The 24,938-nt window shown below is 72.3% G+C and carries 19 protein-coding genes; 11 read left to right on the top strand and 8 right to left on the bottom strand.

The features are described 5' to 3' along the window. Positions 1 to 19 precede the first annotated feature (19 nt). The 3 genes from OHS57_RS03800 to OHS57_RS03810 all read right to left on the bottom strand — a co-directional run bounded on the left by OHS57_RS03800 (position 20) and on the right by OHS57_RS03810 (position 3,061). Positions 20 to 1,021: a serine hydrolase gene (locus tag OHS57_RS03800; RefSeq protein WP_328581013.1), complete on the bottom strand. Its 1,002-nt coding sequence runs from the start codon at positions 1,019 to 1,021 to the stop codon at positions 20 to 22. Between the two features lie 69 nt (positions 1,022 to 1,090). Beyond that, positions 1,091 to 2,392: an FAD-binding protein gene (locus tag OHS57_RS03805; protein WP_328581014.1), complete on the bottom strand. Its 1,302-nt coding sequence runs from the start codon at positions 2,390 to 2,392 to the stop codon at positions 1,091 to 1,093. Between the two features lie 60 nt (positions 2,393 to 2,452). Next, positions 2,453 to 3,061 (bottom strand): NUDIX hydrolase, encoded by a 609-nt coding sequence (locus OHS57_RS03810; protein WP_328581015.1) that lies wholly within the window; start codon positions 3,059 to 3,061, stop codon positions 2,453 to 2,455. Between the two features lie 233 nt (positions 3,062 to 3,294). On the opposite strand from OHS57_RS03810, the gene OHS57_RS03815 reads away from it, so the two are divergent. Then, on the top strand, positions 3,295 to 4,314 hold the full coding sequence (locus tag OHS57_RS03815; protein WP_328581016.1) for a chitinase: 1,020 nt from the start codon (positions 3,295 to 3,297) through the stop codon (positions 4,312 to 4,314). Positions 4,315 to 4,342: 28 nt separating this feature from the next. Beyond that, on the top strand, positions 4,343 to 6,172 hold the full coding sequence (locus OHS57_RS03820) for a coagulation factor 5/8 type domain-containing protein (RefSeq protein WP_328581017.1): 1,830 nt from the start codon (positions 4,343 to 4,345) through the stop codon (positions 6,170 to 6,172). A 46-nt stretch (positions 6,173 to 6,218) separates the two neighbouring features. Here OHS57_RS03820 and OHS57_RS03825 read toward each other — a convergent pair whose 3' ends face one another. Next, a complete protein-coding gene (locus OHS57_RS03825) occupies positions 6,219 to 7,019 on the bottom strand; it encodes an SAM-dependent methyltransferase (protein WP_328581018.1) in 801 nt (266 codons plus the stop codon). 90 nt (positions 7,020 to 7,109) lie between these two features. Between OHS57_RS03825 and OHS57_RS03830 the strand changes: the two genes are divergently transcribed. After that, on the top strand, positions 7,110 to 7,904 hold the full coding sequence (locus OHS57_RS03830) for a sulfite exporter TauE/SafE family protein (protein ID WP_328581019.1): 795 nt from the start codon (positions 7,110 to 7,112) through the stop codon (positions 7,902 to 7,904). A 191-nt stretch (positions 7,905 to 8,095) separates the two neighbouring features. Then, on the top strand, positions 8,096 to 8,818 hold the full coding sequence (locus OHS57_RS03835) for a VOC family protein (protein WP_328584997.1): 723 nt from the start codon (positions 8,096 to 8,098) through the stop codon (positions 8,816 to 8,818). A gap of 141 nt (positions 8,819 to 8,959) precedes the next feature. On the opposite strand, the gene OHS57_RS03840 is transcribed toward OHS57_RS03835, so the two are convergent. Beyond that, positions 8,960 to 9,406, bottom strand: coding sequence for a hypothetical protein (locus OHS57_RS03840; protein WP_328581020.1), 447 nt, complete (start codon positions 9,404 to 9,406; stop codon positions 8,960 to 8,962). Positions 9,407 to 9,564: 158 nt separating this feature from the next. On the opposite strand from OHS57_RS03840, the gene OHS57_RS03845 reads away from it, so the two are divergent. After that, complete coding sequence (locus OHS57_RS03845; protein WP_328581021.1) at positions 9,565 to 10,434, top strand: NAD-dependent epimerase/dehydratase family protein; 870 nt, start codon at positions 9,565 to 9,567, stop codon at positions 10,432 to 10,434. A gap of 67 nt (positions 10,435 to 10,501) precedes the next feature. On the opposite strand, the gene OHS57_RS03850 is transcribed toward OHS57_RS03845, so the two are convergent. Continuing rightward, entirely contained in the window at positions 10,502 to 10,819 is a 318-nt protein-coding gene (locus OHS57_RS03850; RefSeq protein ID WP_443042837.1) for a UBP-type zinc finger domain-containing protein, read from the bottom strand. Between the two features lie 229 nt (positions 10,820 to 11,048). Between OHS57_RS03850 and OHS57_RS03855 the strand changes: the two genes are divergently transcribed. From OHS57_RS03855 to OHS57_RS03865, 3 genes are all read left to right on the top strand, one after another. Beyond that, positions 11,049 to 11,975, top strand: coding sequence for a hypothetical protein (locus OHS57_RS03855; protein ID WP_328581022.1), 927 nt, complete (start codon positions 11,049 to 11,051; stop codon positions 11,973 to 11,975). A 269-nt stretch (positions 11,976 to 12,244) separates the two neighbouring features. Then, positions 12,245 to 15,190: an AfsR/SARP family transcriptional regulator gene (locus OHS57_RS03860; RefSeq protein WP_328581023.1), complete on the top strand. Its 2,946-nt coding sequence runs from the start codon at positions 12,245 to 12,247 to the stop codon at positions 15,188 to 15,190. A 112-nt stretch (positions 15,191 to 15,302) separates the two neighbouring features. Beyond that, entirely contained in the window at positions 15,303 to 15,854 is a 552-nt protein-coding gene (locus OHS57_RS03865) for a sigma-70 family RNA polymerase sigma factor (protein ID WP_198533467.1), read from the top strand. A 7-nt stretch (positions 15,855 to 15,861) separates the two neighbouring features. Here OHS57_RS03865 and OHS57_RS03870 read toward each other — a convergent pair whose 3' ends face one another. Next, the gene (locus OHS57_RS03870) at positions 15,862 to 17,280 is read right to left on the bottom strand and encodes a hypothetical protein (RefSeq protein WP_328581024.1); all 1,419 of its coding nucleotides are present in this window, start codon (positions 17,278 to 17,280) and stop codon (positions 15,862 to 15,864) included. Between the two features lie 178 nt (positions 17,281 to 17,458). On the opposite strand from OHS57_RS03870, the gene OHS57_RS03875 reads away from it, so the two are divergent. The 3 genes from OHS57_RS03875 (at position 17,459) to OHS57_RS03885 (ending at position 24,052) form a co-directional block, all read left to right on the top strand. Continuing rightward, on the top strand, positions 17,459 to 19,216 hold the full coding sequence (locus OHS57_RS03875; RefSeq protein ID WP_328581025.1) for a hypothetical protein: 1,758 nt from the start codon (positions 17,459 to 17,461) through the stop codon (positions 19,214 to 19,216). A gap of 90 nt (positions 19,217 to 19,306) precedes the next feature. Continuing rightward, the gene (locus tag OHS57_RS03880) at positions 19,307 to 19,600 is read left to right on the top strand and encodes a WXG100 family type VII secretion target (RefSeq protein WP_328581026.1); all 294 of its coding nucleotides are present in this window, start codon (positions 19,307 to 19,309) and stop codon (positions 19,598 to 19,600) included. A gap of 54 nt (positions 19,601 to 19,654) precedes the next feature. After that, positions 19,655 to 24,052 (top strand): FtsK/SpoIIIE domain-containing protein, encoded by a 4,398-nt coding sequence (locus tag OHS57_RS03885; RefSeq protein ID WP_443043051.1) that lies wholly within the window; start codon positions 19,655 to 19,657, stop codon positions 24,050 to 24,052. A gap of 78 nt (positions 24,053 to 24,130) precedes the next feature. Here OHS57_RS03885 and OHS57_RS03890 read toward each other — a convergent pair whose 3' ends face one another. Continuing rightward, a complete protein-coding gene (locus OHS57_RS03890; RefSeq protein WP_328581028.1) occupies positions 24,131 to 24,826 on the bottom strand; it encodes an SDR family NAD(P)-dependent oxidoreductase in 696 nt (231 codons plus the stop codon). Positions 24,827 to 24,938 lie beyond the last annotated feature (112 nt).

Consider the following 24,938-nt stretch of genomic DNA (forward strand, 5'->3'; position numbering starts at 1 on the left):
GGGCGGGTCCCGCCCGCGCTCAGTCCCCGCTCTTGAGACCGAGCGCCGTGACGGCTGCCCTGGCCGCCTTCTCGACCACCTCGATCCCGGCCTGCTGGCTGGTGTGTCCCTTCGACAGCACCGCCAGCAGGCAGGGGTGGCCGTCCACGGTCACCCGGCCGATGCTGTTGATGTCCCACAGCCCGGTCGCACTCCTCGGCAGCCAGCCGTTCTTGAGTCCGTCGGTGTGGCCCGCCGCCGAGACCCCCCAGTCCTGCCCCGGTGATATCTCCCCCATCAGCCCGCGCAGATACGCCTTCGACGCCTTGTCCAGCGCCGGATGGTCACCGAACACGGCCGACAACAGGGTGAGCTGGTCCTTGGCCGTCGTCCGGGTGAGGCCCCACAGCCCGGCGGCCCCGGGCTCCGTTTCGGTGAGCCCCAGCCGGCGGTTGGCCGCTTCGAGCCCCGCGGCGCCGCCGATGATCTGCCACAGCGCGTCGGTCGAGTCGTTGTCACTGACCCGGATCATCGCGCTCGCGTACGTCTTCTCCTGGGCCGTGAGCCGGCGCTTGTGGTCCTGTGCCCGCAGCAGCAGGGCGGCGAGGACGTCGACCTTGACGATGCTCGCCGTGTCGTAGGTCCTGCCCGCCCTCACGCCGTACCGCGCGGTGCGCCCGTCGCTCATGTCGATTACGGCGACCGAGACGGAGGCGGAGGTTCCGGCGTCGATCGGCTCCATCAGATCGGCCAGCACCTTCTGCGGGTCCTTCGCCGGCTTGGCCACGGGGGTCCGCTTCGGGGCGGGTTTCGGAGCCGGGCCGGGCTTCGGGGACGGTGCAGGTATCCCGGGCGGCAGCACCCTGGGCAGCGGTCCGGTGGGCCCGGGGGTGACGGGGAACGCCAGCGGGGTCAGCGGGGCGCTCGGCCGCGGCGTGGGCGGCACCGCGCCACTGGCCGGTGACTGGCCACCGTCCACCGCCGCCCAGACGACCACGAACAGGGCGACGGCGGCGGAGGTGTACAGCGTCGAACGGGGCATGTCCGAGACAGTAGAAACACAAACTGTGTCTCGGCTATAGCCAAAGTGAAAGCTATGTGACAAATAGCGTCACGCCGGGCTCCCGGGGAAGAATCGCGTGATCAGGTCGTTGCGGAACGTGCCCTGCGGGTCGTACGCGCTCGTCAGCGCCTCGAAGTCCGCGTAGCGCTCGTACAGCTCCCGCAGCCGCTCGGGCCCGGTCGTGAACAGCTTTCCCCAGTGCGGCCGGACACCGAAGGGGGCCAGCGCCTCCTCGATGGCGGTCAGCACCGGCGTCACCGCCGCCGTGTCCGGCACCCAGGTGAAGTGGAAGACCACCGAGTCACGGCCGTGGGCGGGGCTCAGCCACAGCCCGTCGGCCGCCACCGTGCGGATCTCACCGATCTGCAGCACCGGGGCGATCTCCGGCGCGATCCGGGCCAGCGCGTCGAAGGCGGCGAGGCCGTCCTCGCGCGCGACGAAGTACTCGCTCTGCAGCTCGTCGCCGTTGCTCGGGGTGAACTCCGGCTTGAAGTGCGGCAGCCGCTCGTGCCAGGGGCCCGCGACCCCGCTCTGGACCGTGCAGGTCACCGGGTCCATCCCGGGCACCGGATGGCGCTGCCCCTCGGCGAGGACGGCGCCGAGCCAGGCGCGGGGCGCCGGCTGCTCCTGGTCACCCTCGCGCTGCTTCAGCCACACCTGCTCTATCAGCTCGGTCCGCCAGCGGGTGAAGAGGCTGACGCTGTACGCGGCGGACAGGACGTCCTCGAAGTTCTCCCGGAGCGCGGCGTACGACAGCCCCTCGTACACCCACTGCCGGACGTCGTAGCGCGGGACCAGGTCGAGGGTCATCCGGGTCACGACGCCGAGGGAGCCGAGCGCGACGACGGCGCCCGCGAAGTCCTCGTCGTCGCGGTCGAGGGTGCGCAGCGAGCCGTCGGCCGTGACCATCTCCAGGGCGCGTACGGCGGTGGCCAGTGAGCCGTTGCCGATACCGGAGCCGTGGGTTCCGGTGGCACAGGCGCCGGCGACGGAGATGTGCGGGAGCGAGCCGAGGTTGTGCAGCGCGAGACCCGCCTCGTGCACGGCGCCGGTGAATTCGGCGAACCGCATGCCGCCGCCAACGGTGACCGTCCGCGCCGCCGTGTCGATGTCGATGCTCTTGGGCAGCGCCGCTACGGAGACAAGATCGCCCGTGGTGTCGGCGATGGCGTTGAACGAGTGGCCGCTGCCGAGCGCCCGTACCTGGGCGCTGCTCGCGACGATGTCCCGCAACTGCTCCACCGACGTGGGCGCGTGCACCCGGGCCGCGTTGAAGGCGATGTTGCGGGCCCAGTTGGTCACCGCCGGCGCCGCCTGGGCGGATTCGGACCCTTCTGGCGTGTGGCGCACGGCGTTCTCCCTCGCTGCGTTCGGACCGGGTTCACTCACCCGGAACTCTTGCATGCCAGGTCAGAGGCGCGTCGCCGGGCCCCCCGCCGGAGCAGGCCCGCCCTGGTCGAGCAGGCGCGCCACGCGCCGCAGCGCCTCGCGGACATTGGCCTCCGCCGTGATCTCCAGAGCCTCGGCGACGGTGAGCCAGCGCAGCGGCGCCTCGGGGTTCTCCGGGCGTGCGGCGTCCGGTGCGTCGGTGGCGAACACGAAGCGCAGGTCGGCGTGTTCGTGCGCGGGCTCGCCGCGTCCCGCAGCGACCGGGACGATCACCACCTGGAGGAGGGAAGCGTCGGGCCAGGGTTTCAGATCGCCCAGCCCGGTCTCCTCGACGGCCTCGCGCAGCGCGATCGACGCCGGGTCGCTCTCGCCCGGGTCGCCGTGGCCGCCGACCTGGAGCCAGGACCGCTGGCGCGGGTGCCGGCGCAGCAGGACCCGGCGGGTGGGCGGGTGGACGATCAGCGCGGACGCCGTCGTGTGCAGCGGGGTCGAGCGCAGCCACGGATCCCCGCCGCCACCTGCCAGTTCCCGCACCCGCCGGGCGTCCGCCGCCTCTGCGGGACCGGCCGGTTCGTACCGGGAGAGCACGTCGACGACCGGGCCGCCGACGAAGTTCCGTGCGCTGTCCATGGAGGGACATTACGAAGGCGCGGGCTGCTGGGTCCAACGATTTTATTCAAGAGATGAATGCGTGCTGTCGGCATCCAACCCCTTGACGCCCCTTGGGCCCACGAGTTAACTCAAGCCTTGAATTAATCATGGAGCAGCGCCTGTTGAGCGATCAACGCGTTCATGTTCTGGCGCGTGACGCCCGCACGGCCCGCTTCACACCTTCCCTCCCCCCACATCGGAAGGCCCCCCACATGAGTTCAGCACGCCATGGCACATCCGTGAACCGGCGGTCGCTCCGCAGGTCGGCCGTCGCCGTCTGTGCCGCGGTCGTCGCGTCCGGCGCCACCTTCGCCGTCAACGCCTACGCCGCCCCCGAGGACGCCGCGCCCGCCGCGGCGCCGCAAGCCGTCGCCCCGTATCTGTACAACGGCTGGGGCAACCCGCCGGACCCGGCCGAGGTCATGAACGCCACCGGCGTCCGCTGGTTCACCATGGCGTTCGTCCTCGACAGCGGCGGCTGCGACCCGCGGTGGGACGGCAGCAGGCCGCTCGACGGCGGCGTCGACCAGCAGACGATCGACACGGTGCGCGGCGCGGGCGGCGATGTCGTCCCCTCGTTCGGCGGTGCCAACGGCGACAAGCTGGAGCAGAGTTGCGCGGACGCGTCCGCACTGGCCGGCGCGTACCAGAAGGTGATCGACGCCTACGGCTTGAAGGCGATCGACATCGACATCGAGGGTGACGCGTACAACGACCCGGCCACGCAGCAGAAGACCATCGACGCGCTGAAGCAGGTCAAGGCGGACAACGCCGGTCTGGTCACCTATGTGACCTTCCCCAGCGACCAGTCGGGCCCCGACGACAGCATGATCGGGCGGGCGGCCGACTCCGGACTTGAGGTGGACGGCTGGACGATCATGCCGTTCGACTTCGGCGGCGCGGGACAGAACATGGCCGACCTCACCGAACAGGCCACCGACGGGCTCAAGGACACGGTCAAGAACGCCTACGGGTACAGCGACGAGGAGGCGTACGCGCACAGCGGGCTGTCCTCGATGAACGGCATCACCGACGTCGACGAGACGGTGACCACGGACGACTTCACCGCCATCACCGCCTACGCCCAGCAGCACCACCTCGCCCGGCTCTCCTTCTGGTCGGTCAACCGCGACCGGCCGTGCCCCGGTGACTACCCCAACGACGACACCTGCTCCGGAGTGGACCAGGACCCCTGGCAGTTCACCAGCATCATCGCCGGGTTCACCGGCTGACGGCGCGGGACACCGGAGAGGAGAGCACATGAACAGCGAACCACGCACCGGCCGCCGCTTCCTGCGGCGCGGCCGCGTACTGCCCGTGGCGGCGGCCGTCGTCCTGCTGGCGTCGGGCGCCTTCGCCGCGCAGTCGGCCATGGCGGGCCAGGACCCGCAGAGCACCGGAGCACCGGCGTCCACGAAGATCGGCAAGGCGTTCGCCGACCCGTCGGCCGACGCACCCGATCTCGGCCCGAACGTCGACGTGTTCGACCCGTCGACGCCGACCGCCGACATCCAGGGCCGGCTCGACGAGGTCTTCCAGCAGCAGGAGACCAACCAGTTCGGCGAGGAGCGGCACGCCGAACTGTTCAAGCCGGGCTCGTACGACGTCGACGCGAACGTGGGCTTCTACACGCAGGTGGCGGGGCTCGGTCTTTCACCGGACGACGTGAACATCAACGGGGCCGTGCACGCGGAGGCCGACTGGTTCCCGCCGCAGAACGCCACCCAGAACTTCTGGCGTGACGCGGAGAACCTGTCCGTCACCCCCACCGGCGGCACCGACCGCTGGGCCGTCTCCCAGGCCGCCCCCTACCGCCGGATCCACCTCAAGGGGGATCTGGCGCTGGACGACGGGGGCTGGGCCAGCGGCGGCTTCATGGCCGACTCGAAGGTCGACGGCCAGGTCAGGTCCGGCACCCAGCAGCAGTGGCTGTCCCGTAACGACGAGATCGGCAGCTGGAACGGCTCCAACTGGAACATGGTCTTCGTCGGGGTGAGGAACGCGCCTGCCACGAGTTTCCCCAATCCGCCCTACACGACGGTCGACCAGGCGCCGGTCTCCCGCGAGAAGCCGTTCCTGTACATCGACGATGCGGGCGCCTACCAGGTGTTCGTACCCGCGCTGCGCAAGAACGCCTCGGGGACGACCTGGTCGGGCGGTGACCCGGCGGGCGAGTCCCTGCCGATCGACGACTTCTACATCGCCAAGCCGGGTGCGACGGCGGCCGACATGAACGCCGCGCTCGCCGCCGGCAAGAACCTGCTCGTCACGCCCGGGGTGTACCACCTGGACCAGACGCTGAAGGTGACGGACCCCGACACCGTCGTGCTCGGTATGGGCCTCGCGACCCTGACCCCGGACGACGGGATCTCCGCGATGTCGGTCGCCGACGTGGACGGGGTGAAGATCGCCGGTCTGCTCATCGACGCGGGCACCACCAACTCACCGACGCTGATGGAGGTCGGCGCGGACGGTTCGAGCGCGAGTCACGCCGACAACCCGACGTCGCTGAGCGATGTGTTCTTCCGCGTCGGCGGCGCCCATGTAGGCAAGGCGGCGAAGAGCCTGGTCGTCAACAGCTCGGACGTCATCGGCGACCATCTGTGGATCTGGCGCGCCGACCACGGGGACGGGGTCGGCTGGGACCAGAACACGGCGGCGAACGGGCTGATCGTCAACGGTGACGACGTCACGATGTACGGGCTGTTCGTCGAGCACTACCAGGAGTACCAGACCATCTGGAACGGCAACGGCGGCAGGACGTACTTCTACCAGAACGAGATGCCGTACGACCCGCCGAGTCAGGACGCCTGGATGAGCGGGGACACCAAGGGCTACGCCGCGTACAAGGTGGCCGACGGCGTCACCGACCACGAGGCGTGGGGGCTCGGCAGTTACTGCAACTTCACGGCCGACAGGTCGGTGGTCGCCGAGCACTCCTTCGAAGTCCCCGACACCCCGGGCGTGAAGTTCCACGACATGGTCACCGTGTCGCTGGGCGGCGCCGGCACCATCAACCACGTGATCAACGGGACCGGCGGTCCTTCGAACGGCGGAAGCCAGGTCGCGAACCTGGTGGACTATCCGTAACCACCGCCGAGCGCGGGCGCGTTGAGACCCGGGTCCGGTGGCCGAGCTACCGGACCCGGCTCACGCCGCACCACATGGGGATGTCGCCGGACGGCGTGTCCCCGGGGCCGGGCCGCCACTGCGGCAGGGAGACCACACCGGGCTCCAGCAGTTCCGTACCGGTGAAGAAGCGCGTCACCTCGTCATGGGTACGGGGCGTGGCGGACGCGTCGGCGGCGGCGCGCTCGTTGTACACCCGCATGGAACGGGCCACTTCGGCGGCCGAGATGTCGGCCGCAGGGTGGGAGATCACCAGATGGCTGCCGGCCGGCAGCGCCGCCAGCAGCCGCTCCGTCAGGGCGTACGGGTCGTCGGCGTCCGGGATGTACTGGAGTATCGCCACGAGCATCAGCCCGACCGGACGGCTGAAGTCCAGGGTGCGCCGGGCCTCGCTGAGGATCGTGTCCACATCGCGGGCGTCGGCCTCCACGTAGGCGGTGCGCCCCTCCGCAGTGCCGACCAGCCGCGCCGTGGCGTGCGCCAGGACGATCCGGTCGTTGTCCACGTACACGATCCGGGCGTCGGGGGCGACGGACTGCGCCACCTCGTGGGTGTTGCCCGCCGCCGGTATGCCGGTACCGATGTCGAGGAACTGCCGTATCCCTGCCTGCTCCGTGAGCAGCCGGACGGCCCTGCCGAGGAACGCGCGGTTCGCGCGTACGGCGGGCACGATCCCCGGGTTGGCCGCCGCCGCCAGCTGCGCGGCCTCCTCGTCGGCCGGGTAGTGGTCCCGGCCGCCCAGCCAGGCGTTGTAGACCCGGGCGGGATGTGCCACCCCTGTGTCGATGTTCGTCGGACGTTCCGCCATGTCGTCGGCCCCCCTTGTCGGACAGCGCTGTACCGAGCACGCCGGGTCACAGCCTACGCACCCGTTCGAGGCATAGCATCAGTGATCGACATGGACGGCATAGGTGTGTGGGGTTTCGTCGCGCTCGCGGCAGCGGCGGCGCTGGTCGGTTTCTCCAAGACGGCGGTGAGCGGGGCCAATACGGTCAGTCTCGCGGTCTTCGCCGCCGTGCTGCCGGCCCGCGAGTCGACGGGGGTGCTGCTGCCCGTCCTCATCGTCGGGGATGTGCTGGCCGTGCTGACCTACCGGCGGCACGCGCACTGGCCCACGCTGTGGCGGCTGTTCCCCGCGGTCGCCGCCGGGGTGGTGGTCGGCACGGTGTTCCTGCTGTGGGCGGACGACGCCGCGGTCCGCACCTCGATCGGCGCGATCCTGATGCTGATGGCGGGCGTCACGCTGTGGCGGCGGCACACGGCGACGCGGGACGCGGCCACCGAGGCGGCCGAATCCTCCGGCGCGGCCGACACCGACGACGCGGCCGAGCCGTCCAACAGCCGTCTGAAGGCCCGCTCCTACGGAGTGCTGGGCGGCTTCACCACCATGGTCGCGAACGCGGGCGGCCCGGTCATGTCGCTGTATCTGCTCTCCGCCGGCTTCCGGAAGCTGGGCTTCCTCGGCACGTCCGCCTGGTTCTTCCTCATCGTCAACACCACCAAGGTGCCCTTCAGCGTCGGACTCGGACTGATCGACGGACGCTCCCTGCTGCTGGACGTGTTCCTCGCGCTGTTCGTCGTGCCGGGCGCCCTCATCGGCAAGGCCTGCGTCAACCGGATCAATCAACGGGTGTTCGAACGGCTGGTGATCGGGGCAACGATCCTCGGCGGCGTCGAGCTGTTGCTGCGCTGAACAGTCGCCGCGCTGAGGACCGGGCTGCCGCGCCGGGACCCGGCCGCCCGCAGGGCACCCTGCGCCGCGCGCCGCGCGGCCTGGCAGAGTAAGGGGCAAACAGGCGTCGGACGAAGGCGGAGTGAGCGGTGTTGGAGCGGGACAAGACTGATTCGCAGACAGTGGCCGGGGCGCCGTGCTGGGTGACCCTGTTGTCACGTGAACTCTCCGCCTCCCAGCTCTTCTACGGCGATGTGCTCGGCTGGACGTACCGCGCCGCCGGGCTCGGGGACGACTTCTGCGTGGCGCTCACCGACGGGCTGCCCGTCGCGGGCATCGGCGCGCTCGCCTCGTCGCTCCAGGTCGCCGTCTCCTGGACGCCGTACTTCGCCGTGGCCGACGTGGACGCGGCGGCGGCCCGGATCAGGGAGCGCGGCGCGACCGTGGCCGTGGGCCCGCTCGCCTTCCACACCGGACGCGCTGCGCTCGCCACCGACCCGGACGGCGCGGCCTTCGGTATCTGGGAGGGCGCCGTGCGTTCCGACTGGACGGTGGGCCGCGGCAGCGCCCCCGCCTGGCTGGAGCTGCGCACCCGCGACACGTCGGACGCCGCCCGCTTCTACAGCCAGGTGCTGGGCTGGGCGCCCGAGGGCGAGGGCGACTTCACGCTCGTGCACGAGGACGACAGCGCGGTGCTGCGCCAGCAGGGGCATGTGGTCGCCAAGATCCGCGGCGGCGCGGTCCAGGCGATGCCCGATCCGCAACTGCGGCCGCGCTGGCACGTCTACTTCCGGGTGCCGGAGGTGGCGGAGTCCGTCACCGCGGCGACGGCCAGGGGCGGCGTACTGGTCTCGCCCGCCGAGGCGGCGCCCGCGCTGCGGGAGGCGACGCTGCGCGACCCGGACGGCGCGCTGTTCACCGTCACGTCGGCCTGAGCCGACACGCCGTCCGGCCTGAGCGGACGCGCGCACGGGCGAGGGCGACACGCCCGGCCGACGGGCGTCGGCCGGGCCGGGCGGCCGCGGATCGTGGGGAGCGGCCGGGCGTGGTGCTCACGTGTCGTGGCGAGCGGCGGGTCAGTGCTCGTCGGGCTCCGGGCGGCCCAGCGCCCAGCCGGCCACGTCGGAGAGCCTGCCGCGCCACACCGGCACCTCCACGTCGGGGCTGACACCGCCCGTCGTCACCGTGACGTTGCGCAGATGGATCCAGCGCGGCAGATGCTGCGACCCGTCGTCGCCGCGCAGTTCGTCGACGGCCTGGTCCACCGTCTCGGGGAATCTGGCGAGCAGGTCCGAGCCGACGCTCCGCACCCGGCGCAGGCTCTGCGCCCAGTCGGCCTTCCACGCCTCGCGTGTGATCAGGTCCCCGTACACCACCCCGCCCGGCACGTTCAGTGTGATCGGCAGCCATGATCTGGGGTCCTCCCCCAGCAGCCTGATCAGGAGCTGGAGCTGGAGGTCGGAGACCGGTTCCGTGATCGTCGGCGTCGAATCCTGCGAAGGCTGCTCGGTGGAGCCGTTCATGCGCACTTCCCTTCCGTCAGGGAACGGCCTGCCCCCGAAACGCGGTAAAAGTCCTCGCCGCGTCCGGCGCGGCGGAGCGGCGGGTGCGGCGCGCCGCCGGGGGATGCTGAGCTGGGCGAGGACGCCACCACGACGACAGCGACGAGAGGCCGGCCGACATGCGTATCTTCCTGGCAGGAGCCACCGGTGTCATCGGCAGCCGGCTGCTGCCGGTGCTGCTCGCCGACGGCCATGACGTCACCGCGCTGACCCGGCGCACCTCGGACGCGGAGGCGCTGCGGTCGAAGGGCGCCGAGGCCGCCGTCGCCGATGTGTACGACGCCGAGGCGATCACCCGTACCGTCAGGAACGCGTCACCCGAGGTCGTCATGCACCAGCTGACCGACCTCAGCGGCGGCAGCAGCGAGGCGAACGCCGCGATGCGGAAGATCGGCACCGCCAATCTGGCCAACGCGGCGCTGTCCGCCGGTGCGCGGCGGATGGTGGCGCAGAGCATCGCCTGGGCCTACCAGGGCGGCGAAGGGCCCGCCGACGAGCGGACGCCGCTGGATCTGACGGCGGAGGGGCCGAGGTCGACGACCGTACGGGCGGTGGCGACGCTGGAGGAGACGGCCCGGGAGCTGCCCGAGTGGGTGGTGCTGCGGTACGGCGTGCTCTACGGCCCGGGTACCTGGTACGCGCCCGGCGCGCTGATGGCGGAGCAGGCGCTCGCCGGGGAGCTGGTCGCCGACGGTGACGTGAGCAGCTTCCTGCATGTCGACGACGCCGTCGCGGCGGCTGTCGCGGCGCTGGAGTGGCCGTCCGGCGCGGTGAACGTGTGCGACGACGAACCCGCGGCGGGTCATGACTGGATCCCGGCGTTCTGCGCGGCTGTCGGCGCGCCGCAGCCGGAGCACGCGACCGGCGCTGGGCCCCGGCACGACTGGGCGCGGGGCGCGAGCAACCGCCATGCCCGGGAGAACCTGGGCTGGACACCGCGCCATCGGTCCTGGCGGGAGGAGTTCGGCGCGGCCACGGACGGATCGTGACCGCGCGGCCGCCGACCGGTTCCCCCGGTCGGCGTAACCGGGCGGCGTACCCGGCCGGCGGCCCCGGTCAGCCGGAGCGGACCGGGCCCATGCCCTCGACCTCGAAGACGACCTGGTCCTCGTAACACCACCACCAGCCCTCACCGGGCTCGTAGGAGCGGATGAGCGGGTGCCCGGTGGCCTTGTTGTGGGCGGTCGCGTGCTTGTTCTTGGAGGAGTCGCAGCATCCGATGTGCCCGCAGGTCTGGCACTCCCGCAGGTGCACCCACGTGTCGCCGAGCGCCACGCAGTCCAGACAGCTGTCCTCGCTGTCGGCCGTCACAGGTTCCACGTCAGCGAGGTGGCTGCAGATCATTCCGCCGCTGAGTCCTTCGTCGTGTGCCATGGTGCCGCCCGCCCGTCCCGACCGCGTCGGTCGCTATCGAGTCAGTCAGTACAGTCGCGTCTTCACCGTAAGGCCGGTTCTGCGCCGTCGCCAGCAGAACGCGGCGCTGCGGGGGCCGGGGGCCTTCTTGACAGCCGCCCCATAGCGGAGAACCTTGGACATACGGGGCCTGGCCTTGGCCGGGCGGGGGAATTCGGGGGGCGTCATGGCACGGCACACGTATGCGCGCATGTCCGCACTGGCTCTGGTGTCGGTGTCGCTGGCCGCCTGCGGGTCGGGCGGCGGATCCGGCGGCGGGGCGGGCGGCTCGGAGCCTTCGCCGTCCGTCAGCAGCGAGAGCGCGGAGCCGAGCCCGTCACCCACGGTCGACCCGGCCGTCTACGGCAAGGCGCTGACGACGACGCTCGCGCCGGTCGACCGGGCGCTGCGGGCCGTCGACCGGGCGCCCGAGGGCAAGGGTCTCGCGAAGGCCCTGGGCGCCGCCGCCACCGCGGCGACCTCGGCGGCCGATTCGCTGGACACGGTGCCGACGCCCGACGACGCGGCGACCGGGAACAACGATCTCGCCATGGCGCTGCGCGACCTGAGCGGGGACCTCACGGACGCCGCGCCGGACAACACGCGCTGTGCGACCTCGCCCCGGGTGGAGCTGGGCGGCGGTGCGGGGCCCGGCGCGGTGCGGGAGGCGACGGATTCGCTGACCGCTCTCGGCTATCCGGCCCGGCTGAAGCTGCCGCGCACCGAGAAACCGCGCCACCGCCGGCTCGGGAACGGCCGTCTGGTGAAGGACTCCGGCCGCTCCGGACTGGGCAAGCTCACCATCGACAACGGCACGGACAGCGACGCGGTGATCGCCATGACCCGGGGGAAGAAGAGCGTCTTCACGGTGTATGTGCGCAAGCACGACCGGGCGACGGTCCGCAGCGTGTCGAACGGCTCGTACACGGTGTACTTCACCACCGGCACGGACTGGAACGCGGCGAAGAAGTCCTTCACGCGTGACTGCAGCTTCCAGAAGTTCGACGACAAGGCGGTCTTCCGCACGAAGCAGGTGAGCGGCGGTACGCAGTACGACGTGCTGACGTTCTCGCTGGCCAAGTCGATCCTGGGCAACGCCACGACCAGCGAGATTCCGGAGGACCAGTTCCCTTCGTAGAAAACTGGCGGGGAGCTCGTCGCAGCCGGGGAACAATCGGCGCGGGCCGGCCGTTGGAGAGGGCGTGGGTGTGGGTGGGAAAGTGTCCCCGGGCCCCACATGAAAATCGCACATGGGGAAGATCGTTCGGCTGAAGCCCCATGGAGCACATCGCCGCGAGGCGACCGCCATCCGCACCCCTCCCCTACGGCCCCGACCGGTCTCCCCCGTCCGGTCGGGGTCTTTTTCGTGCCCGTTCGACGCCCGCGCACCGCTTAGACTCGCGGACTGTGCGCTTCACAGTTTTGGGACCGGTGCGGGCCTGGCGCGGCGAGGCCGAGATCCAGTTGGGGCCGCCCAAACAGCGGGCCCTGCTCGCCCTGCTGCTGGTGCGGACGGGGCAGCCGGTGGCCGTGCACGAGATCGTGGACGTGCTGTGGGGCGAGGACCCGCCGGACAGCGCGGTCAACGTGGTGCACCGGCATGTGGGGGCGCTGCGCCGGCTGCTGGAGCCGGGTCTGCCGAGCAGGTCGGCGTCCCGCCTGCTGGTGCGCGGGTCCGGCGGCTACCGGATCGACGTCGGTCCCGACTCGCTCGATCTGCTGCGCTTCCGGGCGCTGCGGGCGGAGGCCGGGGTGCTCGCCGAGAGCGGCGAACCGGCCAAGTCCGCCGGACTGCTCATCGAGGCGCTCGCGCTGTGGCGCGGGCCCGCGGCGGCCGGTACAGCACCGCAGGTGCGCGCCCACCCCGTGTTCGTGGCCGTGGACCGTGAGCATCCCGCCGTCGTCAAGCAGGCGTCCGAGATGGCTCTGGCCGCGGGGGCCGGGCTCACCGAACGGGTGCTCGTCATCCTCAGACAAGCGGCGGCGCACCACGCCCTGGACGAGACTCTGCAGGCCAGGCTGATCCTGGTGCTGGCGGCAACGGGCCACCAGGCGGAGGCACTTGACGTCTATCAGGCGGTCCGCTCGCGGCTCGCCGACGAACTGGGCCTGGACCCGGGGCCCGAACTGCGGGCCGCCCAGCAGCGGGTGCTCCGGCAGAGCCTGTCGGGCCCAGCGGGCGAGGGCCACGCCGACGGCGTACCGGCGGCGCGGAGCGACGACTCCGGGGCCGGGGCCGTCGGCCGGGACAGCGACGAGGCCCCCGCGGTGCGGGCACCGTATGCCCCACGCGTGCGACCGGCCCAACTGCCGCCCGATCACCCGGCCTTCACCGGGCGCCGTGCCGAACTCGCCCGCTCGCAGGCGCTGCTGCCGCCCGACGGCGCGCAACTCGCCCCCGTGGTGATCAGCACCATCGGCGGCATGGCCGGTGTCGGCAAGACCACGCTCGCCGTGCACTGGGCCCACGCGATTGCCCACCGCTTCCCCGACGGGCAGCTCTACGTCAATCTGCGCGGCTTCCACGCCACCGGGTCGATCATGAGTCCCGCCGACGCGATCCGTACCCTGCTGGACGCGTTCGGCCTGCCGCCGCACCGGATACCCGCCGGGCTTGACGCACAGGTCGCGCTCTACCGCAGTCTGCTCGCCGGGCGCCGGGTGCTGGTCCTGCTGGACAACGCCCGTGACACGGAGCAGGTGCGCCCGCTGCTGCCCGGGGCGCCCGGCTGCCTGGCCATCGTCACCAGCCGTAACCAGCTGCACGGGCTGATCGCCGGCGAGGGCGCGCACCCCGTCGCGCTCGGACTGCCCGACGAGCGGGAGGCGAGGGAGTTCCTGGTCCGCAGGCTGGGGGCCGAGCGGGTGGCCGCCGAGCCGCAGGCCGCGGACGAGATCGTCGCGCTGTGCGGACGGCTGCCCCTGGCCCTGGCCATCGCCTGCGCGCGTGCGGCGGTGAACCCCGGGTTCACGCTGGCGTCCGTCGCGGCCGAGCTGCGCGAGAGCCACGGCTCCCTCGCCGCCTTCACCGGCTCCGACCCGGTCACCGACGCCCGCAGCGTCTTCTCCTGGTCGTACCGGACGCTCAGTCCGGGGGCCGCGCGGCTGTTCCGGTTGCTGGCGCTGCATCCGGGGCCCGAATGCTCGGTCAACGCGGCGGCGAGTCTGGCCGGCCGGCCCGCCGCCGAGACCAGGGCTCTCCTCGCCGAACTGGTCATGGCCCAGCTGCTGACCGAACACGCGCCGGGCCGGTTCGCCTCCCACGACCTGCTGCGGGCCTACGCCGCCGAACTCGCCGCCCGGCACGACGCGGACGACCGGTGCGGCGAGGCACGCGGCCGGCTGCTCGACCACTATCTGCACAGCGCGCATGCCGCCGACACCCTGCTCGCGCCGCACCGCGAGCGGCTGACGCTCGCCCAGCCCCGCCCGGGCGCCGATCCCGAGCGGTTCCCCGGCCAGCGGGAGGCGCTGGACTGGCTGGAGTCGGAGCGTACGGTGCTGCTCACCGCGGTCGAGCAGGACGCCAGAAGCGAAGGGGGCCCGCACGCCTGGCAGTTGGCGGCCACCCTGGAGCTGTTCCTGGACCGGCACGGCCGCTGGCAGGAGCAACTGGCCATGCAGTCGGCGTCGGTGACCTCGGCCCAGCGGCTGGGCGACGTACGCGGACAGGCCCACGCGCACCGCGCCGTCGGATTCGTCAGCGGCCGGCTCGACCGGCCCGAGGCCGCACACGAGCATCTGGCCCGGGCCCTGGAGCTGTTCGGCGAGATCGGCGACCTGTCGGGGCAGGGCCGGGTCCACCGCTATCTGGCCTTCCTCGCCAACCGGGCCGGACGGCACACGGACGCACTCGACCACTACCGGCAGGCACGTGAGCTCTACCGGGCCACCGGTTGGCGCAGCGGCGAGGCCAGCATCCACAACGAGGTGGGCTGGACGCACATCCTGCTCGGCTCGTACGACGAGGCGCTGACGCAGTGCCGGCTGTCGCTCGCGCTGCACCAGGAGATCGGCGACCGCAACGGCGAGGCCGCCGCCTGGGACAGCCTCGGCTACGCGTACCACCATCTCGGCCGGTACGAGGAGGCGCTCGCCGGTTACGCGCACGCGCTCGACCTGTACCGGGAGATCAGGGACGGCTATCTGGAGGCCGACACCCTCGTCCACATCGGGGACAGCCACGCGGCGGCCGGCGACCCGGACCTGGCCGCCGCCGCCTGGCGGCCGGCGCTGGACATCCTCAACGGCTTCGACCACCCCGACGCCGAGGACATCACGGACAAGCTGCGGCAGCTCGAAGCGAGCGGCGCGGCGGCGGGCGACGAAGCGGCCGCAGGCCGCGTGTCCTGACGGCAGCGCACAGTTACGGCACTTTTTCGGCACTGGGACCTGCCTAGGCTCACGGCGGACGATGACGCTCCGTATCGCCCGCCCGCGATCCTCCCCCTCAGGAATCCAGAACATGAAGACAGCCGCAGCTCCCGACGCATCGCCGACGGCCCGTCAGGAGGTGCTGCTGCACGGGCTGATGGCCGATCACGCGACGGCGCTCCTCGCCTACACGGAGAAGCTGCTGAGCGACCACCATCTCGCCGAGGACATCGTCCAGGAGACACTGATCCGCGCCTGGTCCCACACCGAACGGCTCTACAGCACGGAGGGTTCGGTACGCGGCTGGCTGCTCACCGTCGCCCGCAACCTCGTCATCGACCGGCTGCGCAGCGCCACGTTCCGGCACGAGACGGTCGGCGCGGACAGCCAGGAGCTGGCGCAGCGGGACCACGCCGACGCGGTGCTGGCGTCCGTCGACTCGATGCGGCTGCTGCGCCACCTGTCCACGGAGCACCGGGAGGTGCTGGCGCACACGTACCTGTGCGGCAGAACCGTGCAGGAGACGGCGCGGATCCTGGGCATCCCGGCGGGGACGGTCAAGTCCCGGCAGCACTACGCGCTGGTCAGTCTGCGCGCACGGGCCAGGGCCCGGCCCGGTGCCCGCGCGGACACCGGGTCCTGACACCACGTCAGGCGGGCACGGTCAGCCTCACACCCAGGACGGGCATGTCGACCGTGCCGTCGGATCCGGCGTACCAGCGCCAGTGCGCCCCGTCCGCCTCACCGCAGACGAGCCCGGTCCAGCCGGCGCCGCCGGGCCCGCAGAGCGCGCCGAGTTCGGCCGCCTCCCGCCCGGTCGGTGTGCCGGCCACCACCACAAGTCCCTTGAGAGGGCGACGGGTTGCCGTGGCCCGTACGGTGCCGCGCCCGGCGCCTTCCTGCGGCGCCGGCCGGCCCGTGTCGACCTGGTGTGTCCCGGCCAGCTCCGGCGGTACGGGAATGGGCACCGTACCGTCCGCGCCGCGCAGTACGGTCACGGGCAAACCCGGCCTGGTGCGGGCGAGTTCGGCCAGCAGACCGCGCACCACGTCACGCGCGACCGCGGGGTCACCGGTGACACTGAGGACACCGTCCAGCCGGCTGAGGTCGACGAAGACCGGCGCGCCTTCGCCGTCGGTGCCCACCCGGACCGGGCACGCCGTGACGGCGAGCGGGCCGGGTGCGGCGGCGCCGTCCGTGCCGCGCGACAGCGGCCGGGCGGCCGAGCCGGCGGCGCGGCGCCAGCGGGTGCTGTCGAGGTGCTGCCAGGGGGCGTCGAGTCCGTCGGCCGCCGCGAGATAAGCGGTGACACCCGCCTGGTCGACCCGGAGCGCGTGCACGGGCGCCGGGTGCGAGCCGGGCAGGCCGGCGAACTCGTCGAGGGTGCTGTGGGCGCGCCGTACGGACTCGGCGTCGGCGGCGAACCCGGCGGCGACCGAGCGGCGGAACTGGAGCCGCCGCCTGCGCCTCGCCGGGTCGCCGAGAGCGCGCAGCGTGCGGACCAGTGCGGCCCAGCCGCTCCGCACCCGGCTGCGGGCGACGATACCCGCGGTGACCAGCGCCAGCAGGACGGCGCCCACTCCGGCGAGCAGCGCGGGCAGCGGGACGGCCACGGTGTCGGCATCGGCCTGTGCGGCGTTGTCGGCCTGCGCGCCGGGGTCCTGCGGGGTGTCCGCCGTGCCCCCTGCCGGGGGCGGCGCCGCGCTCCGGCTCGCGGTGTCCCTGGCCTGCCGCACGTCGGGACCGCTCGCGTCCTGTGGCAGCCGCAGGATCCAGCCGGGCCGCAGGGTGTCGCCCTCGTTGTTCAGCGCCGAGCCGTCCGGCTGTGCGAGGCCCTTGTTGAGTCCGAAGATCTCACCGGCCCTCGCGGGGTCGCCGAGGGTGCTCGTCGCCACGGACTGCAACGTCGCAGCCTGGCCACCGGTCTGCGCCGGGTCGGGCACGACGAACACGTTGATCAGTCCGTCGTCGTCACCGTCCGCCACCGCGGGCAGGCCGGTGCCGAACACCGCCCAGCAGGCCAGCAGTACGACGCCGAGGGCGCGTAGCGCGTAGGACCCGTTCCTCATGATGTTTCCCCACCCATGTCTCTCCGGTGCGCTCGGGTCCCCACGGGCCGTCCGGCGCATCTCATCCCACTACACGGTGGTCGCGCCAAAAGGGTTCGACCGGCCGGATCTGAACGCTGTGGACGCGTGTGCCGTGTACAGGTCGGCAACCACCGGAACTTCGGCACAGGGGACGCACGTGGCGCGACGGCACACTTCCGGCTTCGACATCGTCGGCATGGACAGTGATCCCACTCCGGGCGACATCGACGAGATGGCGCGCGTGCGGGACCGCTACCGTGACGTCGGTGACCAGGCCGACGTGGCGCTGCGGTTCCTGAAGAAGGGCGGCACGGTCGAGTCGGGGCGCGGCGACGCGATGGACGCGCTGAACAAGCAGATCGGCGACCTGCCGGACAAGCTGCAGAAGACGGTGGACTCCTTCCACGGCGCCGCCGACGCCTACACCGCGTACGCGCCGAAGCTGACCGAGGCGCAGGACCTGCTGGACAAGGCGATGGACCAGGCGACGTCGGTCGCCGGCCAGGCCGGGCAGCGGGTGCAGGACCTGGCGGCCGACGCGACGGACGACCAGAAGGCGGCGGCCAGGGACCAGCGGGACAAGATATCCGCGGCCCAGGACCAGCTCAACGCGGCGAAGAGCATGGCCCAGCAGGCGAAGGAACTGCGCGAACAGGCCCAGCGGGCGTGCGCCGACGTCCTCGACGAGGCGGCAGGTGAGGCGATTCCCGAGCGGAACATCTTCCAGAAGATCGCGGACTTCTTCAAGGACTTCCCGTTCGTCCAGATCATCCTGGCCGCCCTGATCGCCGTCGTCGCGGTGTTCTTCCCCGTCGTCGGCGCGCTGCTGGGCGGTGCGTTGTTCGTCTTCAACCAAGTCGTGGCGAGTCAGACGGGCGGGATCAAGGCGGGTGACTTCATCGCCGGTCTGATCGGCATCGTCCCGGGCGGCTCGCTGCTCAAGTTCGGCGGCAAGGCCGTGGAGGCGATAGCTCCGGCCGCCGTGGCGGCGGTCAAGGGGTCGGGCGCCGTGGCCAAGATCGGCGGGACCATCACGAAGGTGGGCGACACCTTCACCAACAACAAGATCGTGTCCGGGATCCTCACCAACCCGGTCGGCAAGGTCGTCGCCGAGGGGGCGGGCAAGTTCGCCACCGACGTGACCCTAGAAGTGGGTGCAAAGGCGGCCAACGGCGACCAGATCACCGCCGCGGGTGTACTGGCGGGCGCGGCGGCCGGTGTCGCGTTCGGCGCGGGCGCCAAGGGCCTCACCGGCAAGATCGGTGGGATCAGGGGCAATCCGGCGCCCACGTCGGCCGGCGGACGGTTCGGCGACACGACCGATCCGCTCGCCGGGGACTCCGTCGGCAAGAGGTTCGGCGACCAGATCACCGGCTTCGGCGAGGAGGGCGCCGTGCTCGGCACGAAGATCGGTGTGGGGGTCGCGCAGGGCGGGGACCCCAACGCGGTCGCGGCCGGCGAGATCGCCAACTCGGCGCCGAAGCTGGGCGTGGGCCCGGTGGGCAAGGCGGGGCTTGGCAGGGGCATCGACGGCGTCGCCGCGCACATCCCGATCCCGGTCAAGGGGTCAGGAGCGCCGGGCGCCGCCGCGACCACGGGCCCGGCGACACCGGCGCCCGCACCGACACCGGCGCCCGCACCCGCACCCGCACCCGCACCCGCACCCGCACATACTCCGGTGCCCGCGCCGGCCGACCCGCTCTCCGTACCCCTTCCGCCCTCCCCGACGGTGCCCGACAGCCCCTCGGGCCCGGCCGGGCAGGGCCGCCCCACCCTCACCCCGCTGACGATCCCGCAGACCCCGCCGCCCGCCGGGGCCGGCTCCTCGTCCTCGTCCAGCCCCGACGACGGGGCCTTCTTCACCGCCCCGTCCTCACCGGCCGGTGAGCCCGGCGGCCAGGGCGGCGGCGCTTAGCCGGCGCGACGCGGGGCGTCGCCGCGTACCTCCCCAAGTCTCCATCCCTGAACGGGTGGACAGCTCAGACAACCAGCAAGGAGCACGAACATGCCCAATTTCGCCGTCAACTCGGACGAGACCGCCTCCACCTCGCAGGCGCTGCTCAACGACTTCACCACGCTGCAGGACAAGCTCACCGAGGTGAAGGGGAAGATCACCACCCTGCTCGCGAACGGCTACAACACCCCGGCGGCGCAGCAGAAGTTCTCGCCGTTCTTCGACGAGTTCGCCAAGGGCTTCGACCAGGTGAACCAGGGCCTCCAGGGCATCGGCCACTACGTCAAGGCCGTCGGTGACGCCTTCGACCAGACCGACTCGCAGCTCGGCTCCAACCTCTCCTGACCCGCTCCCCCGCTCCCCGTCCCCCACTCACCCTGAGGAAAGACAGCCGTGCGACTGACCGTGAGCGTGACCGACCCGCAGGCCGAGGGGGTGTCCACAACCGTCGTCGTCGACACCGAACCCTCCGCACAGGCGGGCAGGTTCGCCGCGGAGCTGGCACGCGCCGTCGGCCAGGCCGGAACCGGCGGGGAGTGGGCGCCCGCGCCTGCCCTGTACATCGGTACCGACCCCGTCGACCCGGAGGCCACACTCCAGGTCGCCGGTGTGCGGGACGGGATGGACCTCGGGCTCGGCGTTCCCGTACCCCGGGAGCCCGAGCCCGAGGGCAGGACCGAGCTGCGGGTGGTGTCGGGGCCGGGCGCCGGAACCGTCTTCAGGCTGCCGCCGGGTGACTACGACATCGGCAGCGCCGACACCTGCCGGATCAGACTGGCGGCGGGCACACCCGCGTTCGCCGCGCGGCTGCGGGTACGGCTCGACGGCGGCGCCGAACTGGTGCGCGCCGGGCAGGCGATGCTGGACGGCAAGCCGGTCGCCGACGCGTCCGCGTGGCGCGAGGGCAGCCAACTCGCCGTCGGCGATTCTCTGTTGGAGCTGGCCTCGGGCAGCTCTGCGAAGGCGCCGCTCACCCCTGCGGCCGACGGGCTCGGGCTGGAGTTCAACCGGCCGCCGCGCTTCGTCCCCGCCCCGGCAGGGGCCAACTACCGACTGCCCGCGCCGCCGGTCAAGCCGGACAAGCGCCCGATACCGCTGCTGCCGATCCTGCTGCTGCCCGCGGGCAGCGCCGTGGTGGCCATTGTGGTCACCGGCCGCTGGACGTTCGTGTTCATCGCCCTGCTGTCGCCGATCGCCGCGCTGGTCACCCAGTTCGGCGGCCGTAAGCAGGCGATGCTCAAGTACCAGGAGCAGCTGGCCGATTACGAGCAGAAGCTGGCGAGGCTCCGCGCCGACATCGAAGCGGCGGTCCTCAAGGAGCAGCACAATCTGCGGCTCTCGCTGCCCGATCCCGCCTCGCTGCTGCGGATGGCGGCGCAGCCGTCGGAGCGGTTGTGGGAACGGCGCTGGCAGGACCCCGACTTCCTCGCCGTCCGGGTCGGCACGGCCGACCTGCCGTCGTCGCTGTCGGTCGAGGATCCGACGCTGGACGAGCACCGGCGTACCACCGTGCCGCGGCTGAACCAGGTGCCGGTCTCCGTGCCGCTGCGCAGGGCCGGTGTCACCGGTCTCGCCGGCTCCGGTGCGGGCGGTCTGGCCGGCTGGCTGGCCGCGCAGGCGGCTTCGCTGCACAGCCCCGCCGATCTGCGCATCGTGGTGCTCGCGGGCTCCGAAGGGGAGCGCGACTGGTCCTGGACCCGCTGGCTGCCGCACTGCCGGCCGCAGGGCGAGGACGCCTACGCGCTCGTCGGGTCCACCACCGAGTCGCTGGCACGCCGCATCGGTGAGCTGGGGCAGCTTGTCGCCGCCCGGGTGCAGGCAGGTTCGGAGCTGGTGCGCGGCGGTGTCAACGGCTACCCCGACGTGCTGGTGATTCTGGACCAGGCGCGCCGGGCGCGTTCGCTGCCCGGTGTGATCGCGCTGCTGCGCGACGGACCTTCGGTGGGTGTCTACACCATCTGCATGGACCGCGAGGAGCGGCTGCTGCCCGAGGAGTGCGGCGCCGTCGTCGTCACGGACCCTGCGGCGACCGGGTCCCGGGTCCGTACGGGCGTGGGCGCGGCGCTGGAGGACGTACGGCCCGACTCCCCCGAGCCGGGCTGGTACGAACATCTCGCGCGTGCGCTGGCGCCGTTGCGGGGCGTCGGCGACAACGACGAGAGCGCGCTGCCGGGTTCGGTACGCCTGCTCGACCTGCTGAACGTCGAACCGCCGACCGCCGAGGCCGTGGTGGCGGGCTGGTCGCTGGGCGGCCGGTCGACCCGGGCGATCCTCGGTACCGGCTACGACGGCCCGTTCTCCGTCGATCTCGTACGCGACGGTCCGCACGCGCTGATCGCGGGGACCACCGGTTCCGGCAAGTCGGAGCTGCTCCAGACGCTGGTCGCGACGCTCGCCGTGGTCAACAGGCCCGACGAGATGACGTTCGTGCTCGTCGACTACAAGGGCGGCAGTGCCTTCGCCGAGTGCGCGGACCTGCCGCACACCGTCGGTATGGTCACCGACCTAGACACCCGTCTGGTGGAGCGCGCCCTGGTCTCGCTGGGCGCTGAGCTGCGCCGCAGGGAGACGATGCTGGCGCAGGCGGCCGCCAAGGACATCGAGGACTATCTCGACAAGCGGGCGCGTGGCGGTGACGCGCTCCCGCCGCTGCCCCGACTGCTGCTGGTCATCGACGAGTTCGCCTCGATGGCGCGCGAACTGCCTGACTTCATCTCGGGTCTGGTCAACATCGCGCAGCGCGGCCGTTCGCTCGGCATCCATCTGGTGCTGGCGACGCAGCGGCCGAGCGGCGCCGTCACGCCGGACATCCGGGCCAACACCAATCTGCGGATCGCGCTGCGCACCACCGACACGTCCGAGAGCCGGGACATCATCGACGCGCCGGACGCCGGGGACATCTCCCCCGGTACCCCCGGCCGTGCCTATGCCCGGCTCGGCCCTTCGGCGCTGCTGCCGTTCCAGTCGGGCAGGGTCGGTGGCCGCAGGCCCGGCGGCTCGCTCGCCGTGGACACCGAAGTCCCCGTCAGGGCACGGGCCGTGAGCTGGCAGGAGCTGGGCGGCCCGCTGCGCGCCGGTCGGCCCGGCGGATCGTCGGACGGGGCCGTACAGACCGAGGCGATCACCGACCTCGCCGTGCTGACGGCGGCCGTCGCCCAGGCGGCGCGGGTCGCGGGAGTCGCGAAGCAGCCCAGTCCGTGGCTGCCCGCGCTGCCCGCCGTGCTGGAGTGGACGCCGCCGCTCGCGCCCAAGCCGTTCGCCGACCGGGAGGCCGCGCTGCCCGCCGTCGAGTACGGCCTGGTCGACCTGCCGGCGCGGCAGAGCCGCAGCGCGCTGGTCTTCGACCTGGACCGCGCGGGCCATCTGCATCTCATCGGCTCGCCGCGCAGCGGGCGTTCGCAGTCCCTGCGTACGCTGGCGGCGGCGCTGGCGCAGGCGCACGGCGCCGACGATCTGCATCTGTACGGCATCGACTGCGGCAACGGCGCGCTGAACGCGCTCACCGCGCTGCCGCACTGCGGCGCCGTCGTCGACCGTAACCAGACGGAGCGGCTCGGCCGGCTGCTGGACCGGCTGACCGCCGAACTGACGAACCGTCAGGGCGTGCTGGGTGCCCGGGGCACCGCCGACCTCGCCGAACTGCGCCGGATGGCGGCCCCCGAGGAGCGGCTGCCGCACATCGTGGTGCTGGTCGACCGGTTCGAGGTTTTCGAGCGGGAGTACAGCTCCTTCGACAACGGCAGCTATCTGGAGCGGATGATCCGGCTGCTGCGCGACGGCGCGGGGGTCGGTATCCATCTGGTGCTCGCCGGCGACAAGGTCCTGGGCAACAGCCGCTTCGGCGGAACCACCGAGGACAAGATCGTCCTGCGGATGAACGACCGCGCCGACTACTCGTCGGTCGGCGTCCCCACCAAGGCGGCGCCGGCCGATCCGGCGCCGGGGCGCGGCCTGCGCACCCAGGACATGAGCGAGGCCCAGATCGCGGTGCTGGGCAGTGATCTGTCCGGTACGGCGCAGGCCCAGGTCCTCGTCGGCCTCGGCGCGGAACTGACCACGCGCGAGGCGGACGTGCCGGCCGCGCGCCGCGCACCGCGCCTGGATCTGCTGCCCGACCGGATCTCCTACCCGGAGGCGGCGGCGCTGCGGACAGGACCCGGTGCGATGCGTCCGCTCGTCGCCGTCGGCGGCGACACCCTCACGGCGCTGGGTCCCGACCTCGCCGACGTGCCGACGTTCGCCGTCGCAGGACCGCCGCGTACCGGCCGCAGCACGGCGCTGCTCACGGTCGCCCTCTCGCTGCTGGACTCCGGCACCGGAGTCATCGTGCTGGCGCCGCGCAGGTCGCCCCTGCGCGAGCTGGCCGGACGGCCGGGGGTGGCGGCCGTCATCACCGACGTGGAAGTACCGGTCGACACCTTCCGCGCGGTGCTGAGCAATATCCCCGAGGAGAACGCGGTGATCGTCATCGACGACGCCGAGCTGTTCATGGGCGCGGAGATCGATCCCGATCTGGCGCTGCTGGCCCGTGGCGGCGCCGGCAACGGATGGGGGGTCGTGGTCGCGGGCAACGCCGAGTCGATGTCGCTCAGCCTGGCCGGCTGGATGGGCCAGGTGAAGCGGAACCGTACGGGCATGCTGCTCTCCCCGCAGAGCCTCGGCGACGGCGAGGTCATCGGGGTGAAGCTGTCCCGGGGTCTGGTCGGGCAGGCCCCGAGGCCCGGCAGGGGGCTGCTGCACCTCGGCGACGGGACGCTGGTCTCCGTACAGGTACCGGCGTCCGACCTGACCGGCTGACGGCCGGTACGCCCGCCGGAGGGCGGCCGGGGCCCCGCGGTCCTGGCCGCCCTCCGGCGTACCGGCTCCCCGGCGCCGCTACCAGCGGATCTCGCCGGCACGGTCGACGAAGCGGCCCGAGCCTGATCCCGGTTTCTCCGTCGCCAGCCCGACGATCGCGTCCGTCCCCTCCGTGACGCTCTGCGGGCCGCTGTGGCCGTTGAGGTCGGTCGCCGTGTAGCCGGGGTCGGCTGCGTTGATCCGGATGTCCGGCAGCGCCTTGGCGTACTGGGTGGTCAGCATCGTGAGCGCCGCCTTCGACGCGGTGTAGAGCGGTGCGACGACGGACGACTCGACCCGCTCCGGGTCGTGGGTGAAGGCGAGAAAACCGACACCGCTGCTGACATTGACCACGGCCGGATCGGCCGACCTGCGCAGCAGCGGCAGGAAGGCCGTGGTCGTACGGACCACCCCCGCGACGTTCACGTCGAGCACGGCGAGGGCGTCGGCGCCGGTCAGCGCGTCGACGCCGCCGAAGGGCCCATGGACGCCGGCGTTGTTGACCAGCACGTCGACCGCGCCTTCGTGTGCGGCGACGTTCGCCGCTGCGGCCGCGACGGACGCGTCGTCCGTCACGTCGATGGGTACGAACCGCGCGCCGACCGCGGCGGCGGCCGCCGCGCCCTGTTCGGGGTCACGGGCTCCGGCGAGGACGGTGTGGCCCAGCTCGACGAGCCGGCGGGCCGTCTCCCGGCCGAGCCCCTTGTTCGCTCCTGTGATGAAGATGATCGTCATGCGTTCAGTGTTCGTCCGGCCGGGGCGGCCGACCAGAGAAGGTCCGACGGTAGGAACGGCAGTACCACCATGGGCGGCGCCGGGCGGGCCGGGGATGCGGGACCATGGGACG

Source organism: Streptomyces sp. NBC_00370 (assembly GCF_036084755.1).
GTDB lineage: Bacteria > Actinomycetota > Actinomycetes > Streptomycetales > Streptomycetaceae > Streptomyces.

What these genes read in the sequence shown, in the direction of transcription:
- OHS57_RS03845 (WP_328581021.1), top strand. Translation starts at nt 9,565, where the DNA reads ATGCGTATCTTCCTGGCAGGAGCCACCGGTGTCATCGGCAGCCGGCTG.
- OHS57_RS03850 (WP_443042837.1), bottom strand. Translation starts at nt 10,819, where the DNA reads ATGGCACACGACGAAGGACTCAGCGGCGGAATGATCTGCAGCCACCTC.
- OHS57_RS03830 (WP_328581019.1), top strand. Translation starts at nt 7,110, where the DNA reads ATGGACGGCATAGGTGTGTGGGGTTTCGTCGCGCTCGCGGCAGCGGCG.
- OHS57_RS03825 (WP_328581018.1), bottom strand. Translation starts at nt 7,019, where the DNA reads ATGGCGGAACGTCCGACGAACATCGACACAGGGGTGGCACATCCCGCC.
- OHS57_RS03800 (WP_328581013.1), bottom strand. Translation starts at nt 1,021, where the DNA reads ATGCCCCGTTCGACGCTGTACACCTCCGCCGCCGTCGCCCTGTTCGTG.
- OHS57_RS03840 (WP_328581020.1), bottom strand. Translation starts at nt 9,406, where the DNA reads ATGAACGGCTCCACCGAGCAGCCTTCGCAGGATTCGACGCCGACGATC.
- OHS57_RS03815 (WP_328581016.1), top strand. Translation starts at nt 3,295, where the DNA reads ATGAGTTCAGCACGCCATGGCACATCCGTGAACCGGCGGTCGCTCCGC.
- OHS57_RS03890 (WP_328581028.1), bottom strand. Translation starts at nt 24,826, where the DNA reads ATGACGATCATCTTCATCACAGGAGCGAACAAGGGGCTCGGCCGGGAG.
- OHS57_RS03820 (WP_328581017.1), top strand. Translation starts at nt 4,343, where the DNA reads ATGAACAGCGAACCACGCACCGGCCGCCGCTTCCTGCGGCGCGGCCGC.
- OHS57_RS03870 (WP_328581024.1), bottom strand. Translation starts at nt 17,280, where the DNA reads ATGAGGAACGGGTCCTACGCGCTACGCGCCCTCGGCGTCGTACTGCTG.
- OHS57_RS03810 (WP_328581015.1), bottom strand. Translation starts at nt 3,061, where the DNA reads ATGGACAGCGCACGGAACTTCGTCGGCGGCCCGGTCGTCGACGTGCTC.
- OHS57_RS03865 (WP_198533467.1), top strand. Translation starts at nt 15,303, where the DNA reads ATGAAGACAGCCGCAGCTCCCGACGCATCGCCGACGGCCCGTCAGGAG.
- OHS57_RS03880 (WP_328581026.1), top strand. Translation starts at nt 19,307, where the DNA reads ATGCCCAATTTCGCCGTCAACTCGGACGAGACCGCCTCCACCTCGCAG.
- OHS57_RS03855 (WP_328581022.1), top strand. Translation starts at nt 11,049, where the DNA reads ATGTCCGCACTGGCTCTGGTGTCGGTGTCGCTGGCCGCCTGCGGGTCG.